The sequence below is a fragment of the Sporosarcina sp. 179-K 3D1 HS genome (assembly GCF_047228905.1).
Lineage (GTDB): Bacteria > Bacillota > Bacilli > Bacillales_A > Planococcaceae > Sporosarcina.
Window position 1 is genome coordinate 160,663 of the sequence record NZ_JBFEGI010000002.1, and the last position, 16,145, is coordinate 176,807.

Annotated in this window: 14 protein-coding genes; 9 read left to right on the top strand and 5 right to left on the bottom strand. The window is 46.2% G+C overall.

Going from position 1 to position 16,145, the window contains the following annotated elements:
• The first annotated feature begins 61 nt into the window (after nucleotides 1-61).
• Nucleotides 62-1,855 (top strand): SLC13 family permease, encoded by a 1,794-nt coding sequence (locus AB1K83_RS03475; RefSeq protein WP_413057073.1) that lies wholly within the window; start codon nucleotides 62-64, stop codon nucleotides 1,853-1,855.
• Nucleotides 1,856-2,060: 205 nt separating this feature from the next.
• On the top strand, nucleotides 2,061-3,494 hold the full coding sequence (nhaC, locus tag AB1K83_RS03480) for a Na+/H+ antiporter NhaC (RefSeq protein ID WP_413056763.1): 1,434 nt from the start codon (nucleotides 2,061-2,063) through the stop codon (nucleotides 3,492-3,494).
• Between the two features lie 38 nt (nucleotides 3,495-3,532).
• On the opposite strand, the gene AB1K83_RS03485 is transcribed toward nhaC, so the two are convergent.
• Nucleotides 3,533-4,783 (bottom strand): hypothetical protein, encoded by a 1,251-nt coding sequence (locus tag AB1K83_RS03485; protein WP_413056764.1) that lies wholly within the window; start codon nucleotides 4,781-4,783, stop codon nucleotides 3,533-3,535.
• 90 nt (nucleotides 4,784-4,873) lie between these two features.
• Here AB1K83_RS03485 and AB1K83_RS03490 point away from each other — a divergent pair, with 90 nt between their 5' ends.
• From AB1K83_RS03490 to AB1K83_RS03505, 4 genes are all read left to right on the top strand, one after another.
• Complete coding sequence (locus tag AB1K83_RS03490) at nucleotides 4,874-5,986, top strand: mandelate racemase/muconate lactonizing enzyme family protein (protein WP_413056765.1); 1,113 nt, start codon at nucleotides 4,874-4,876, stop codon at nucleotides 5,984-5,986.
• On the top strand, nucleotides 5,983-6,678 hold the full coding sequence (locus AB1K83_RS03495; protein WP_413056766.1) for a GNAT family N-acetyltransferase: 696 nt from the start codon (nucleotides 5,983-5,985) through the stop codon (nucleotides 6,676-6,678). Before AB1K83_RS03490 ends, AB1K83_RS03495 begins: the two co-directional genes overlap by 4 nt.
• A 168-nt stretch (nucleotides 6,679-6,846) precedes the next feature.
• Nucleotides 6,847-8,586 carry a methyl-accepting chemotaxis protein gene (locus AB1K83_RS03500; protein ID WP_413056767.1) on the top strand — a complete coding sequence of 580 codons (1,740 nt, stop codon included), beginning with the start codon at nucleotides 6,847-6,849 and terminating at the stop codon, nucleotides 8,584-8,586.
• 109 nt (nucleotides 8,587-8,695) lie between these two features.
• On the top strand, nucleotides 8,696-9,088 hold the full coding sequence (locus tag AB1K83_RS03505; RefSeq protein WP_413056768.1) for a YmaF family protein: 393 nt from the start codon (nucleotides 8,696-8,698) through the stop codon (nucleotides 9,086-9,088).
• Between the two features lie 43 nt (nucleotides 9,089-9,131).
• On the opposite strand, the gene AB1K83_RS03510 is transcribed toward AB1K83_RS03505, so the two are convergent.
• On the bottom strand, nucleotides 9,132-9,311 hold the full coding sequence (locus AB1K83_RS03510) for an H-type small acid-soluble spore protein (protein ID WP_413056769.1): 180 nt from the start codon (nucleotides 9,309-9,311) through the stop codon (nucleotides 9,132-9,134).
• A 137-nt stretch (nucleotides 9,312-9,448) separates the two neighbouring features.
• Between AB1K83_RS03510 and AB1K83_RS03515 the strand changes: the two genes are divergently transcribed.
• Complete coding sequence (locus tag AB1K83_RS03515) at nucleotides 9,449-10,942, top strand: LysM peptidoglycan-binding domain-containing protein (protein WP_413056770.1); 1,494 nt, start codon at nucleotides 9,449-9,451, stop codon at nucleotides 10,940-10,942.
• Here the strand turns inward: AB1K83_RS03515 and AB1K83_RS03520 are convergent.
• Nucleotides 10,939-11,640, bottom strand: coding sequence for a DUF421 domain-containing protein (locus tag AB1K83_RS03520; protein WP_413056771.1), 702 nt, complete (start codon nucleotides 11,638-11,640; stop codon nucleotides 10,939-10,941). The genes AB1K83_RS03515 and AB1K83_RS03520 overlap by 4 nt on opposite strands.
• A 149-nt stretch (nucleotides 11,641-11,789) precedes the next feature.
• On the opposite strand from AB1K83_RS03520, the gene corA reads away from it, so the two are divergent.
• Entirely contained in the window at nucleotides 11,790-12,746 is a 957-nt protein-coding gene (gene corA / locus AB1K83_RS03525) for a magnesium/cobalt transporter CorA (RefSeq protein ID WP_413056772.1), read from the top strand.
• Nucleotides 12,747-12,788: 42 nt separating this feature from the next.
• Here the strand turns inward: corA and thpR are convergent, their stop codons facing one another.
• On the bottom strand, nucleotides 12,789-13,358 hold the full coding sequence (gene thpR / locus AB1K83_RS03530; RefSeq protein WP_413056773.1) for an RNA 2',3'-cyclic phosphodiesterase: 570 nt from the start codon (nucleotides 13,356-13,358) through the stop codon (nucleotides 12,789-12,791).
• Between the two features lie 146 nt (nucleotides 13,359-13,504).
• Here thpR and AB1K83_RS03535 point away from each other — a divergent pair, with 146 nt between their 5' ends.
• Nucleotides 13,505-14,311 carry an HAD family hydrolase gene (locus AB1K83_RS03535; RefSeq protein WP_413056774.1) on the top strand — a complete coding sequence of 269 codons (807 nt, stop codon included), beginning with the start codon at nucleotides 13,505-13,507 and terminating at the stop codon, nucleotides 14,309-14,311.
• Nucleotides 14,312-14,357: 46 nt separating this feature from the next.
• Here AB1K83_RS03535 and serA read toward each other — a convergent pair whose 3' ends face one another.
• A complete protein-coding gene (gene serA, locus AB1K83_RS03540; protein WP_413056775.1) occupies nucleotides 14,358-15,944 on the bottom strand; it encodes a phosphoglycerate dehydrogenase in 1,587 nt (528 codons plus the stop codon).
• Nucleotides 15,945-16,145: the final 201 nt, after the last annotated feature.

Below are 16,145 nucleotides of genomic sequence, written 5' to 3' on the forward strand. Positions count from 1 at the left end.
TTTGTGCCGATTGCAACTTACGTTATCTTTTATCATTTTGGGAATCACCATTTTCTTTTTCATGAGCAATCTGCTTCGGGCAGATCTTGTGGCCGTACTGGCATTACTGGCATTCGTTATTACTGGCATTTTGGAGCCGGCGGAGGCGCTTGCGGGCTTTTCGAATTCGGTTGTGATCATGATTGCCGGTCTCTTCATTGTTGGAGCTGGCATTTTACGGACTGGGCTTGCCCAAATGGCGGGCAACCTGTTGCTCCGCTACTCGGGAGAGAGTGAAAAACGATTATTTATTCTACTATTACTAATCGTCGCATCGGTTGGTGCCTTCATGAGCAATACTGGAACGGTCGCTCTCATGCTACCGATTGTTGTCAGCATTGCGATCAGCATCAATAACAGTCCGTCCAAATATCTACTGCCTTTATCTTACATGGCCAGCTTTTCCGGATTGTTGACGCTGATTGCTTCGCCTCCCAACTTAATCGTCAGTCAAATGCTAGTTGACAATGGTTATGCAAAGCTTGGATTCTTTGAAATCACTCCTATTGGTATCATCGGGGTGGTTGTAGGGATTTTATACTTATATATGATACGAAACACATTGCTTCCTCATGACAAAAAACAAATCCGTTCGAAAAATGGTCAACGGCTATCCTTGAAGCAACTCGCCATTGATTATAAATTAAGGGGGCAGTTGATCCAGGTTAGTATTCCGTCGGATTCGGAAATTGTCGGAAAGCGTTTGGCGCAATTAAAGATACCAGCCGCGTATCAATTATGTATTTTAAAGATTCATCGTCGCTCGACCGAAGGGATGAATTTATTGCCGATTACGTATCAGGAAATGGCCGGGCCTTCAAGCGTCCTTCAGCCAAAAGATATTCTCTATATTCAAGGAGCACGGGACAAGGTGGAACAATTCGCAGCGGATTTCGGATTGCAAATTAAAGAAGGGGATTCCAATGCGGAAGAATTAATATCGAAACAACTCGGTATTGCGGAAGTTCTCCTTACCCCGCGTTCGAGTCTCATCAATGAGACTGTGCGAAGTATCGGCTTTCGGGAGAAGTATAATTTGAACATTCTCGGTATCAATCGTAGGGGAGAGTACATGCTCCAAGAAATGTCCAAACAAAAACTGAAATTCGGGGATGCGCTCTTAGTACAGGGTTCCTGGGATTCTATCGAATTATTGGCGAGGGAGACGGACGATGTCGTAGTCGTCGGACAACCGAAAGAACATGCTGGTATGGCGGCAGCCAGCGGTAAAGCAGCCGTAGCGGGGGTTATCTTGCTAGTGATGGTTATTATGATGGTCCTTGAAGTGTTTCCGGCTGTCATTACAGTGTTGATTGGAGCGGTGGCCATGATTTTGACCGGATGCTTGCGGAATATGGAGGACGCATACGGGCAGATCAACTGGGAAAGCATCGTCCTGATTGCGGCAATGCTTCCGATGGCGACTGCATTAGAGAAAACGGGAGGCATGGTGATGTTATCGGAAGGCATCATTCAAGTGCTGGGTGGCTGGGGACCGATCGGTGTCTTGGCAGGTGTTTATTTCATCACGATGGTGTTCGGGCAATTCATCAGCAATACTGCAACAGCGGTCTTGTTCGCCCCAATTGCATTGAATGCTGCGCTTAGCATCGGCGTGAGCCCTTATACGTTTCTCATTGCTGTAGCTGTGGCATCCAGCATGGCATTTGCTACCCCAGTCGCATCTCCAACGAATGCGTTGGTCATGACGGCAGGCGGTTATAAATTCATGGATTTTGTCAAAGTTGGAATCCCTCTGCAAATTATCATGTTCATCGTCATGATGGTGGCTGTTCCAATCTTTTTTCCTTTTTAATAAATACAAAACATACTTTCAAGCGCGCTATGTCAGCATGGCGCGTTTTTCTGTATTGAGGGCACTTGTTTGTCACTAGAGAGCGCTTTCAGTTTTTCGAAAATTATATTGACTTTGTTTTCGGCAAACCCTATTATGCAGTATAACGACTATTTAGCGACATTTCTCAAAACTTTAGAAATTTAGTAGGGGGGATTGCATCTTAATGGAGAGACAGAAGAAGGAAATAGGATTTTGGATGGCACTTCTCCCGTTAGTCATCATGATTCTAGTCATGCTAATAACAGTGGTCGGATTGGGACAAGGGCCGCATATGCCGCTCATTTTAGGGACAACCGCCGCAGCATTGGTGACATGGAGATCGGGGTTTACTTGGAAAGATATCGAAGAAATGATGTATAAAGGGATCCGGCTTGCCCTTCCGGCGGTTGTCATCATCATGCTTGTCGGCTTGACAATCGGTGCCTGGATGGGCGGCGGAATCGTAGCGACGATGATTTACTATGGACTTCAAATCATCACGCCATCCTGGTTCCTTGTTGCGATTGCAATTATTTGCGCTATCGTTTCATTGGCCATCGGCAGTTCATGGTCGACAATGGGGACAATTGGCGTGGCCGGTATGGGGATTGGGTTAAGCATGGGAATCCCAGCGGGGATGGTGGCAGGTGCCATCATTTCAGGGGCGTATTTTGGAGATAAAATGTCACCGCTCTCAGATACGACGAATCTGGCCTCCGGTTTGACAGGCACGGATTTATTCGAACATATTAAGCATATGTTATTTACAACAATTCCCGGGTTGCTCATTGCGCTCGGTGTGTACGCATTTCTAGGTAAGCGTTTTGCAAACGGGGAGACGAGCTTGGATCAGATCGCCCAAACGGCGGCTGTCTTGCAGGACAGTTTCCTGATCACTCCTTTCCTTTTACTCGTTCCTCTCGCTGTCATAGTCATGGTGGCACTGAAAATTCCGGCGATACCTGCATTGATTGTCGGGATTATCTTAGGTTTCCTCTCACAGATTTTTGTCCAAGGAGGCTCGGTTGCCGGAGCGATTGAAGCGCTGCAAAGCGGATATTCGATTGAGACGGGAAATGAAATGGTCGACGCCCTGTTTAATGGAGGCGGGCTGGATTCCATGATGTATACCGTATCAATGACGATTGTTGCTATGACGTTTGGCGGAATTCTTGAGTTTTCAGGAATGTTGAAAGCATTGATGGATCAGTTGTTGAAAGTCGTGAAATCGACGTCGTCCTTGATTGCTTCTACAATCGGGGCGTGTGTGTTGACGAACGCGTCTTGTTCCGAGCAATATATATCGATCGTTGTGCCTGCGCGGATGTTCAGTAAGGCGTATAAAGAGAAGGGGTTGAATTCTAAAAACCTATCCCGTGCTCTCGAAGATGGCGGAACGTTGACATCCGTTTTCATCCCTTGGAATACGTGTGGAGTATTCATTCTGGGGACACTCGGCGTCAGTGTGGTCCAATTTGGTCCATACGCTATCCTGAACTTTATTGTCCCAATCATTTCTATTCTCTATGCCATGACCGGCTTCTCTATCGTTAAAATGACAGAAGATGAGAAGTTGGCATATGAAAATGAGAAGGATCTGGAATTACAGGAGAATTAAAGAAGGAAAGCCTGCATCTTCGGACAGGCTTTCCTTTTTCATGTAAATGTTGAAAAGTTGAATTCATATAAAGCGCGAGGTCTACCTTGCCGATAAGTCATCTCCTCGCCGACAATCTTCACGTAGCTAAGTTCCATCAATCGTTTGAGTGTGCGCTCGGCAGTTCTGCGTGTCACCTGCAGATGGGAAGCGAGATCATTCGCCGTGAATTGCTTCGATTGACGGGATTGGCTGAAGACCATCAGCTTCGAGATGGTCATGGAACTTAACTTCGTCTTATTCGCCATTTCCAAGAGTGCAGGTTCATTGATTTTCATCCGGACCGTATCGGAAGAGTTGGGGTAGGGACCATGCAGTTTTTTGGCTCCATCCAATAGATAAAAAGAGAAACCTTCCTTCTTTCGGTTGAAATCAAGTGCGAAATAGGCATTTTCAGTCGCTTCGACGATCGATTCACCGCTGCCGAAGGAAATGCTAGCTGTTCCCGCCGCAGATTTTAACGTGGATAGGAATGTTGCGCTTTTCAATGAAAATCCGATCTGTCCCATTGTCGTAAAAAGCAAGTATTCTTCCTCTTTCTTTGTCCAATGGGCTTGTAAATGTCCTGCAACTCTTTCGACAAATGGGAGGAGGTCTGTATCCGGTCCATATCCTTTAATTACCCCGACTGCTGTTTGAGCCGCATCACTTTTCTGCAAGAGGGCAGCCTGTTTCATATGTTCGATACATTGAGTGATCGAGCTTTCTGGGTCGATCATTTTCATGGAAGGAATCTGCAGCGCTTGCAGCCGTTCATAGACGGCATGCACGCTCGTCACGGCCATATCTGTTTTACCTTCCATGGCCAATTCGCTATGATATGCGGTTATTTCCTCAATAGAATGGCCCTGTTGCAATACATGGATGAAAGGCGGTTCGTCGAATCGGTGAATGTCATGGAGAACGTGATTCAAAAGGCTGACATCGCGGACATCGATGGATAGTCGATGCAGCTCGATTTGATGGTGGGACGCCAGATGGAGCAATGTAATCGCAATAGCTGTTTCATCCTGCTCCAAGTAACTGATCGGAACGGTGAGGGTTTGGATCGCCTCTTTCGCGTACGTATAGGGGAGCGATCCCGAGAACAGAATGGCATCACAAGGTGTTATGGAAGCAATCAACGCTGCTGCCTCCTGGGGATCTGTATAGCGATAAAAAACGAGCTCGACATCATGATGATTGGCCATAACCTGTTCGGTCCGATGACAAAAGTCCTCTGATCCGATAATTGCAATTTTAATTTTCACGCGCAGGCTCCCCTTTAAAAATTATTAGCGGCTAATTAACGACAATGATACAATGAATCATATCATTTGCCAAGAGAGGATGAGAAATTTATGAAAATTTCGGAAATCGATATATATGCGATTCATTTGCCTTTATATGAACCATTCATTATTAGCTATGCTACGTATGATACGATGCCGTCCATTATCGTAAAAATCACAACTGATACCGGCCACATCGGCTATGGGGAAGCAGTAGCCGATGAGCATGTGACGGGGGAAAGTTGGGAAAGTACATTTGAAGTATTAAAACAGACGCTTGCACCCCGTTTAATTGGAGTAAATCCTCGGAACATGGAGAAGATCCATGAAGTGATGGATCAGGCGATTTATGGAGTGCCTGCCGCTAAAGCCGCGTTGGATATTGCGTGTTATGATGCGGTAGGCAATGCGTTGGGTGTCCCTGTCTATGACCTGCTTGGCGGAAGGTATCATAAGGAATTTCCGATCACCCATGTCCTCAGCATCGGGACCCCGGAAAAAATGGCGCAAGAAGCAGCGGACCGGGTGGCGGAAGGATACCGATCCTTGAAAATGAAAGTTGGTACGCAAGTGGCGGAGGATGTCAAGCGGATTGAAGCGGTGCGGGAACGTGTCGGCGAAGACATTGCCATCCGTGTCGATGTCAATCAGGGGTGGAAGAATAGTGCAGCCACATTGACAGGCCTGCAAAAGTTGATCCACTGTTCGTTGGACTGGCTGGAACAACCGGTTGTTGCCGACGATATCGACGGGATGGTCGAAGTGAAGTCCAAATCGATGGTTCCGCTCATGATCGACGAAGGGCTTCGCGGTATGAGGGAAATGCGTGAAATTATTGCCAAACGGGCATCCGATAAAGTGAATATCAAATTGATGAAATGCGGGGGCATCTATCCTGCGGTAAAACTTGCGCATATGGCCGAAATGGCGGGCATTGAATGCCAAATCGGTTCTATGGTCGAATCATCGGTAGGCTCGGCAGCCGGCTTCCATGTCGCCTTCTCCAAGAAAATCATCACGAGTGTCGAATTGACAGGACCTCTAAAATTCAGCAAAGATATCGGGAACTTACAGTATGACGTGCCGTTCATCCGGTTAACGGACAAACCGGGACTAGGCATTGCTATCGATGAAGCGGTGTTGGCCGATTTGAGCAAGTATTCCGGGAAGGTGACGGCATGACGCAGAAGCTGCAATTAAAAGATGGGCGGTCCGTCACGGTGCGATCTTTAATGATAGAACACCTGGATGAAATTCTTACGCTTCAACAGAAGGTCATAGCTGCGTTGACTACAGACTCATTTCTGCAACCGCTATCCGCAGAGGAATATAGCTCCATCTTAAATGGCAACGGCATGATGATCGGCGCTTTCTCGGGTGATGAACTAATTGCTTTCCGTGCGATGTTGGAGCCGGACATTGAAGACGAAGAACATCTCGGGAAAGATGCCCGACTGCCGAAAGAGGATTGGCATCGTATCTTGTATTCAGAGATTACGAATGTTGATCCGGACTTTAGGGGCAATGGTTTGCAATCCATTCTCGGCAACATCCTCTTGGTGGAAATCGATACTACCCGCTATCACTATATTTGCACGACTGTGGCACCTTTTAATATCGCCAGTTTGAAGGACAAATTTTCTCTTGGGTTTCAGATTGTCGCCTTGAAGGAAAAATACGGGACATTATTACGCTACATTATGATGAGGGAAGTCAATCCGCAAGCCAAGAACGGATATTGTGAGCAACGATTGGTTGAAATGGGGGAAATCGAGGAGCAGCAAGTCCTTCTGGAAGCAGGATGGGTCGGAGCCGGCATGACCATGCATGATGGGAAATGGTGGATCCAATTAGAAAAATCGAATCATTCATGATGGAATAACGCGGTCCTGACAGATATGGACCGCGTTGTTTTACCCTAAGGGTAGGTATACAGTCTTATTTATTGGTATATAAAAGAAATTTAAGTATCTTTCAGACTATACTCCATAATCCTATTAGTCTATAATATGCTCTGTACATAAATTCTTAGGGGTGACAATATGAGATTTACAGTCGGACGGAAGTTATGGGGCGGTTTCCTCTCGGTCCTTTTATTACTGATCATTGTTGGGGGTACGAGTTTCTGGTCTATTTCTTCTATGAACAAAGATTACCGCTTCCTGATCGATGATCGTATCAAGAAAGTGTTAATGTTAGAAAACCTGGCCTCCTTACAGAACGAAACCACCAGCAATATCCGGGGCTATCTCCTTTACAAAAATCAATCGTATCTTGAGAACCGAGAGCAATTGGGCGAACATTTCACGGATACGTGGGATGAATTGGACGGCATTATCCGTACGGAGAGTGCTCGTGAAACCTTGATGAAGATCAAGGATGCGAGGGAGGAATATGTCGAGACGGTCAATCTCTTGTTGATAGAATTGGATCGGGGCAACGAGGAGAGAGCACACTCGATAGCCGCTGAAGCGGCAGCTATCCAAAAGACGATCAATGACAATATCGATAGTCTCATCGAGTTTCAAATGAATGCAAAAGAGGTAGCGGAACGTGATATCGAAAGCCAGATTCAGGCTACTCTCACGATGATTATCACCATCATCGCATTATCAATCGCGGTTAGCATCATCGTGGCATATTTCATCGGTCGCAGTATTGCTCGTCCGGTCGGTCAAATGACGGATGCACTTTCGGAAATCGCAGGAGGGAATTTGGCCATCGAGCCTATCCGCATTCGGAATAAAGACGAAATCGGCGATATGTCAGCTGCGTTGAATGAAATGACGGATGACCTACGCGGAATCATCTCCCGTGCACGGGACACCTCCGTTCAGTTGGCAGTCCAAGCCGAGGAATTGTCCGCCAGTTCGGAAGAGAGCTTGGCTGCTTCCGAAATGGTGGCTGAAATCTCAGAGCGTAATTTGGCAGGCAGTGACGAGCAAGTCAGGATTATTAATGAGACGTCAACAGCGATGGGAGAGATGGTGGCGGGAATCGACCAGATCACCGAAGATAATGAGGACATGCTCCGTTCATCCGAAAAAGTGGCACAATTGGTGACGGAAGGTTCCACATTCATGGAAGATGTCACCAACCAGATGAATGTTATTAATTCGACGATTCGCCAATCGACGGAAATGATGAACGAAATGGCGAGCCATTCAGAGAAGATACGGAATGTGACAGGGCTTATTACCGCAATAGCCGAACAGACCAATTTGTTGGCATTAAATGCGGCCATTGAGGCTGCGCGGGCAGGTGAGCACGGGAAAGGATTTGCTGTAGTTGCGGAAGAGGTACGGCACCTTGCGGAACAATCGAAGCAATCCGCACAAGATATCGGCGAAATGGTCGATACAATGATCCAGAACGTAAATCGGGCTGTGAAGAGTACGCAAGAAGGAAACCAACGTGTCGAAGAAGGACGGATCATCACCGAACAAACCGCGGACATCTTCAAGCAGATCGAGCAAGCCGAGCTGGATGTGCATAATAAAGTGACCACGGTGGCTGCGGCCATTGAACAAATCCGGGCCATGACTGACGAAGTCACAATAGGGGCGGTCAAAACACAAGAGTTAGCCTTGCAGGCAACCGAAGAAGCACAATCGACCAGTGCCGCGACCGAACAGCAGCTGGCCGCGAATGAAGAAATATCATCCAGTGCACAAGTGTTGGCGGAACTCGCGGAAAAACTGCAGCAGGACATGGAACAATTCACTGTTTCAAATATGTTGTTAAATGAGGACAAGATAACCATTTCCGACCATAGCAAATGATAAAAAAGGTTGATTGCCCCGGGCAGTCAACCTTTTTTAAATGAGAGGTAACTTACGCTGCGATTCAGACATACGTTAGATAGGACGAATAGAAGAAGGAGTGGGTAGGTTGCAGCCTGAATATATGTTTAACCATTATGATGGGGTGATGATGTATCCCGAAGAAATGGGATACCCTCAATGGCAAACTGCAGTCGAACAACGGAGAGACGGGGAGGGTCATACGCATGGACATGGTGGGGCGACCACTTGCCAAGACGGGCATGTCCATCTTCATCCAGGTGTCACGAGCACCCCGATTGAAACTGAACAAGGCCATGTCCACTGGATGACCGGCAATACTACTTTTGATGATGGGCATATCCATCAATACGAAACCTATACAAGCACCCCGATCCCCTTGCCTGGCGGGTATCATACCCATTATGTAGAAATCAGAACGACTGAAGATGATGGACACACTCATATTATTAAAGGTTTTACGGAACCCTCCAGAAGCTGAACCAAAAAAGCCCCGTTTCTACGGGGCTTGCCAAATGAATCGATTAGCCCTCTTTGAGCTCGGCAATCGCCACTTCGGATCGTTCCTCCAACGATCTTCGCAAATGCACTGTTGCCGTTTTTCCGTCCTCATGAATCTGGTCAATCCATACAGAAACACCATTATAACTGACTTCAATATCGCCAGGGGAGGCGACAATCTGTTTGGCACGCTTCAACTCCAATTGCTATCCCTCCAATTTGTATTCATATTAAAAAAACAGCTGAATCTCGCTTTGCCCGCCATATCTCCTCCCTTACTATGACCCGACTCAGATGTTTTATTCGACCAGCCGGAATAAAAAAGAAAGGAGTGTTGGAGATGCAGGTTCTTTACCGGGTCCGACCCGGTGATACGGTGAACCGAATAGCCGCACGCTGGGGAATTTCAGCTGCCGCCCTGATTGCAGCCAATCAATTGTCGCCGCCTTATACTATATTTATTGGTCAACAATTAGTCATTCCTTTGGGACAGAAAGGGGTGATCGCTTACACATTAAGACGTGACGACACTTATGACATAGGGATTTTCCATCCGCAAAGCGGAGAACAGGAGCGCTTGACGAATGGGATAGGCGATTCGTTCTCGCACCCGTTCTGGTCCCCGGATGGCAATAAGATAGCCTTTGTTGGAAAGGGACGGATTGTCTATGTCATTTATCTTGATACTCGCCTAATAGCGGCCATTGATCGGTTGGAGGAGGGGAACACCTTCCTGTCTTGGTCTCCGGATAACCGACGACTTGCCTATGCAGCGCGCGGCAGCATCATGTTGTATGACGTAACGACACACGAAGCAAATCAAATTCGCCAGCCAGGGGTAACCGATATCAATTGGTTTCCGAGCGGTGTTGAATTACTTTTTCAAGCGGCGGATACTAAGGGGAAAAGTCAGCTTTACCGCATCCGGACAAACGGGAGAGGGAAACAGCTGCTGACGCAAAACACGGAAGGGCTTTTACAAAATGTCCGATTATCACCAGACGGCTCTTTTGCCTTGTATACCACACCGGGGGTCAGTGTCTCCATCATCCATACAGTCGATCTTGCAACCGGACAGGTGCATAGAGTGAAAGGTGGGCCGCTTGGTAAAAATTATTTCCCGGTATGGTCCCCAGATTCATCAAAAATCGCCTTTAGCTCTACTGGTTTCAGCGACAGTGCATATTTTTCCCAAATACGGACGGTCGGTCGTCGGGGAGAAGGAGAGAGGGTGTGGACCACCTCGAACTGCTTTTCGACGCCGGTCTCATGGTCTCCGGACGGAACAGAAATTGCCTACCTTTCTGGTTGCCAACTCAATCAGTTTGCTACAGAAATATGGTCTGTTTCTTTGAATCAACCTGTTCCCAAACGTTTGTTGAAAAGGGATGTCCAGTCGCTCCAATGGTCGCCAACAGTCCGTAATGCGGCGTCGAAGAAAACTTATTCAAACGAACTGTATAAGGTTCAGTTCCAATACCCCGCCGATTGGAATGAAGTGCGGGAGGAAAAGTACCAAGGGCCAAACGGCTTTTTTCAGATTTCAGCTGTATCCGGTACATCCATCGATGAGGTCTGCCATAATGAGGCGTTTCATGGGCTGCTGCCGTACGGGACGTCGCCCCAAATCATGAAAACCAAAATTCAAGGTGAATCCGCCTGTTTCGTCATTCCGTCCGAGGACCAGCCGATTATAATGGAACATCAGGCGGCGCTCATCGTCCGCTATCCGCGGCCTGTAGAAATCGGAGGGCAGCTATATCAATTTTTCGTCCTTTGGGCAGATCGGGATCATATCCATGAGTTTGCCGAAACATTGACCTTTCTCGGCTAACGATAATAATAGAACTTCAACATTTCTCCCTGATCGATTGTGGCAAGCAGGATATCACGGATTTCCACATGGTGAAAGGAAAGCTTATCCTTCAACCATTCCATATCTTTACCTGCCTGCTGCAACCCTACCGAATCGACCTTCCCCTCTCGAATTAGGATGGCTGGGAATGAAAATGGCTTCTTTACCAATTGAACATCCATTGGAGTCAACGGCTGTTGTTGAGGAGATAGGAAAAAAGAAATCGTACCGTCCGGTTCCCATAATGCCAATGCAATACTTTCAATTTCGACGATTTTCTCTTTCCGGATCTCTGACAATAAGTGATCAATTGTAATTCGTGCCTTCCGTAAATTGGCGTACCGTATCTCCCCGTTTTGAATGAGTGGGTAGGGAGCTGGTTCGATCAACTTTCGGAAGGCGTTCCATTTTAAAGTCAAGAATATAAATAAAATATACAAAATCGTCAAAACGGTCGTGGTGATCAATGACCCTTTCATTCCTAATCCTTCATCAGAAAGAGGGTGGGCCAGAATATTCCCTAAAATTAAGGCCATCGTAAAATCGATGAGCCGCAACTGAGAGATGGACCGTTCCCCCATTAACTTGGTCACGATCAATAAAAAGAAAAAAGCGATTACGGCCCGTAATGTCCATTGCACCGCGGTCAACGATTCTTGTGAGTGGAAAAATTCCACAACCTCCACATCCTTGCATTCTTTATTCCTCCATCAGTATTTCCTGTACACCTTGAATTATGTAATCGAGAACAGTTCGGTGGACAATGTTAAAGTTTCAAGGTACGATCTTGAAACAAGAATGGGCGGGTTAGAAAGAGGGGCGAACGATGATCCGGACAATGGGGCTTACTACAAACGATGAATGGATATTCGATTTCAATTTGGAGGATCTTCGCACTCTCTCCTTTCAATGGTATTGGATCGACTTTGACCGGCCGACATTAGAGGAGGAGTCATATTTGCACTCCTATTTTCAATTCCACCCGTTGGCTATTGAAGATTGCTTACAACGTCTACAACGACCCAAAATGGATTATTATGATGGATATGCCTTTTTCGTTTTACATTCCCTATGCCAGGATGACTTGGAAGCGGAGGAACTGAACCTTTTTCAAGGCGAGGACTTCGTCGTGACATTTCACTACAATAATCTTCGGGAATTGTCGGAAGTACGGGATAAAATGGTGCAACAAATGAATAGATGGGAGCGGGGCAGTGTCTTCTTGACCTACCTGATCATGGACAAAGTCGTCGATTACTATTTTCCGATCCTGTATCAGATCGAGGACCATTTAAACGATGTCGAAGAGCAGTTATCGCCATCTACCGTCCATTTGTCGATGGATTATGTGTTTGAAGTCAGAAGCGATTTGCTCCGATTGCGCCGGACCATCTATCCGATGCGGGAATTGCTTTATCGGATCCTTAATTCAGAACGCTTGGGCCTATCTCATAATGAACACACGTATTTCCGGGATATATACGATCATCTGTTGAGGTTGGGGGAAATCCTTGAACTGAACCGGGAGCTGACGGCGGATATCCGGGATAGCCAATTATCCATCAACTCCAATCGGATGAATAGTATTATGATGACGTTGACAATCATCTCTTCCATCTTTATCCCGTTGACTTTCATCGCTGGGGTCTATGGCATGAACTTTGATAATATGCCCGAACTACATTGGCGTTATGGATATTTCATCATCCTGCTCGCTATGCTGGTCATAGGAGTATCCATGCTGCTTTGGTTCAAATACAAAGGCTGGCTTCGGTTAAGGTGACAGTCACCCGAACATTCATGTTTATTGAAACAAGCGCGAATGTTAAACATTGATGTTTGTTTCGGTGCCTGGCATCAATCGGAAGACTTCCACCGCTTCATACTTTGGTGATTGTTGCGGATGGATGGTGAATAAAGTGAACTCCTTGACAGGGAAGGGGATTGGATCAAAACTCTCCTTTGCGATTTGCTGGGAATTATGGGACTTTAGTTTTTTCGCAATTGTAATATGAGGTGTGAACCGGTTGTCTTGCGGCATCTCGAGCAATGATGTGATTTTCGTGTTTACTTCCCGCTGCAAGGTGTCCAGTTCAGGTGGGTGGCTTACAGATAAGTAGACAACCCGCGGTCCTTTCGGGGACCCGAAAAAAGAAAATCCATCCACTGCCAACTGGAAAGACTGAATTTTATTTGCGATATCGGACAGCTGTTGTTGAATCGATGAAAGATGCTTACTTTCCACAGCACCGAGAAAAAGCAATGTGATATGCAGATCTTCCGGGTGAGGGATCACTTTATAATAGTCGGCTAATCGGAATTTCTCCCGGTACTGATCCACCTGGCCTCGGATTGAGGAGGGTGTTTTAATTCCAATAAAATAATGGTTTGGCATATTCTTTTCCTCCATTCCACATTCGCTTCCCACAGTTTACCCTGAAAGCACGGTAGTAGTCATCACGATTCATATAGAAAGTGAGAAACCGTGCCGACAACGTGTAATTGATTATGTATAATGGAGCAAGGAGGAGATGAGAAGCCATGATTAAAACAATTATTTTTGATTTGGACGATACATTGCTTTGGGATCTACATAGCGTTGCCACGGCATTCCGTAAAACATGCGAGCGAGCTGCAGAAGCGGTAGAAGTCAATCCTGAAGCACTTGAAGAAGCAGTGAGGGAAGAGGCGCGAAATCTATATGCTTCGTATGAAACGTATGCACACACCCAGCTGATCGGCATCAATCCATTTGAAGGATTATGGGGTACATTTGATGATGAAGGGGAATCCTTTCAGAAAATGAAAGAAATCGTCCCTGGTTATCGCCGCGATGCTTGGACCGGTGGATTAAAAAAACTAGGAATTGATGATCCGCAACTTGGCCAAGAGTTGGCGGAGTTGTTCCCGGAAGAAAGAAAGAAGCACCCATTTGTTTACGAAGAAACATTTCAAGTGCTGGATCGCTTAAAAGATCACTATACTTTGGTGCTCTTGACGAACGGTTCCCCGAGCTTACAACATCTAAAATTGGAAATTACACCAGAAATCGCGCCTTATTTCGATCATATTGTCATTTCCGGAGCATTCGGAATAGGGAAGCCGGACGCGTCGATTTTTGAGCATGTCTTGGAGATAGTGGATGGGTCGGCCGATGAAGCATTGATGATCGGAGATAATCTTATGACCGATATTCTCGGGTCATCCCGAGTAGGCATGCGAAATGTGTGGATCAACCGGGAGCAAAAAGCGCCAAGTGATGAAGTGACTCCGACATATGAAATCGATCACCTGGACAAGCTTTTCGACATTTTAGAGGAATTAACACATAAGGAAGCCATTCAATAAGTAGAAAAACGCTGATTCATCGGAATCAGCGTTTTTCTATCTTATATTACAAATCGACTGCTTTCACATCATGGATGTAATCAAGCTCTTTTATGCGTTTTACTTGATCGGATTCAACATGGTTGTCTACCGTTAACATCATGATCGCGTCACCGCCAGCAGAGGATCTGCCCACCTGCATCGTCGCAATATTGATATTTTCTTGGGCAAGCATTGTACCAACACGACCGATTACTCCCGGTTGATCGTGGTGTTTGATGAACAGCAAGTGCCCGGCCGGTGTGAAGTCCACGACGTAGTCATCGATTTTCACGATACGTGGTCCGAGTCCGTTGAGCAATGTACCTGCAACACTTCTTGTGCCACGTTGGGTAACGATTTCGACGGTGACCAAGTTCAGGAAACCTTTGGTCGTAGTTGTTTTAGTTTCATTCACTTTGATACCGAAACGGTCAGCCAATAACTTAGCGTTCACATCGTTCACATGGTTGCCGAGATTTCGTTTTAACAGGCCTTTCACCGTATTGCGTGTCAATGGCCGTACGTCATAATTCGCAAGTTCTCCGGAATAGTGGATATTGATTTCCTCAATGACCGAGTTATGGATACGGGAAAGGAAGATTCCCAAGTTTTCTGCAAGGTCGAAGAATGGCTCGATTTTAGCAAGCACTTCTTTAGAGACGGAAGGCAAGTTAACTGGATTTCTGACTGTTCCCCCTGTGAAGAAGTTGACGACGTCGATGCTGACATCGATTGCAACACTTTCTTGCGCTTCTATCGTACTTGCTCCCAAATGGGGAGTCGCGATCACTTCCGGAAGGGTCAGTAATTTGTGGTCAACGAATGGCTCTTCTTCGAATACGTCAAGAGCTGCCCCTGCCACTTTCCCCTCAACAATCGCATCATACAGGGCATCCTCATCGATGATTCCGCCACGTGCACAGTTGATGATGCGGACACCGTCTTTCATTATTTCGAACGCTTCTTTGTTAATCATATGGCGAGTTTCTTTCAACAATGGCGTGTGGATTGTAATAAAGTCTGCCGCTTTCAACACATCTTCCACCGTACCGAATTCAACGCCTAATTTTTTCGCTTTTTCCTCTGTCAAAAATGGATCGTAAGCAATGACGTTCATTCGCTGACCTTTCGCACGGGCAGCTACTTCCGCACCAATTCGTCCAAGCCCAACGACACCTAATGTTTTGTTCTTCAACTCAACGCCGATGAATGACTTCCGATCCCATTTTTGATTTTTCAATGAATTAAAGGCTTGTGGGATTTTACGGGCCAATGCCATGAGCATCGCAACTGTATGCTCAGCCGCAGAGTTGGTATTGCCATCCGGTGCGTTAACGACAATAATTCCATGTTCTGTCGCTGCATCCAAATCGATATTGTCGACACCTACACCAGCACGGCCGATAATTTTCAGGCGCTCTGCTTTTTCGATTATCTCTTTTGTCACTTGTGTCTGGCTTCTTACTAAGAGAGCATCGAAATCCTTAATTTTTTCAGCAAGTTCTTCGGGGGTGTTTGTCGTGTCAATGACAATGTTGAATCCTTCCGCTTGTCGTAGTGGATAAATACCATCTTCACTAAGTGGATCACTGATCAAAATATTATAAGTCATTTCCGTTTTCTCTCCTTCATTCATATAGGTTTCCTATGTACATGCAGTTTTAATTGTTACCGACATCTGAATAATTACACCTTTTCTTTCCCCTTTCGTTTCGTATGAAAATCAATTACGCCTCGGCGTAATTGCGTCCAGATTTTGAATCGAGCTTGCTCGATTAACTCCTTTCAAAATCTGTGACATCCGCCGGACAAA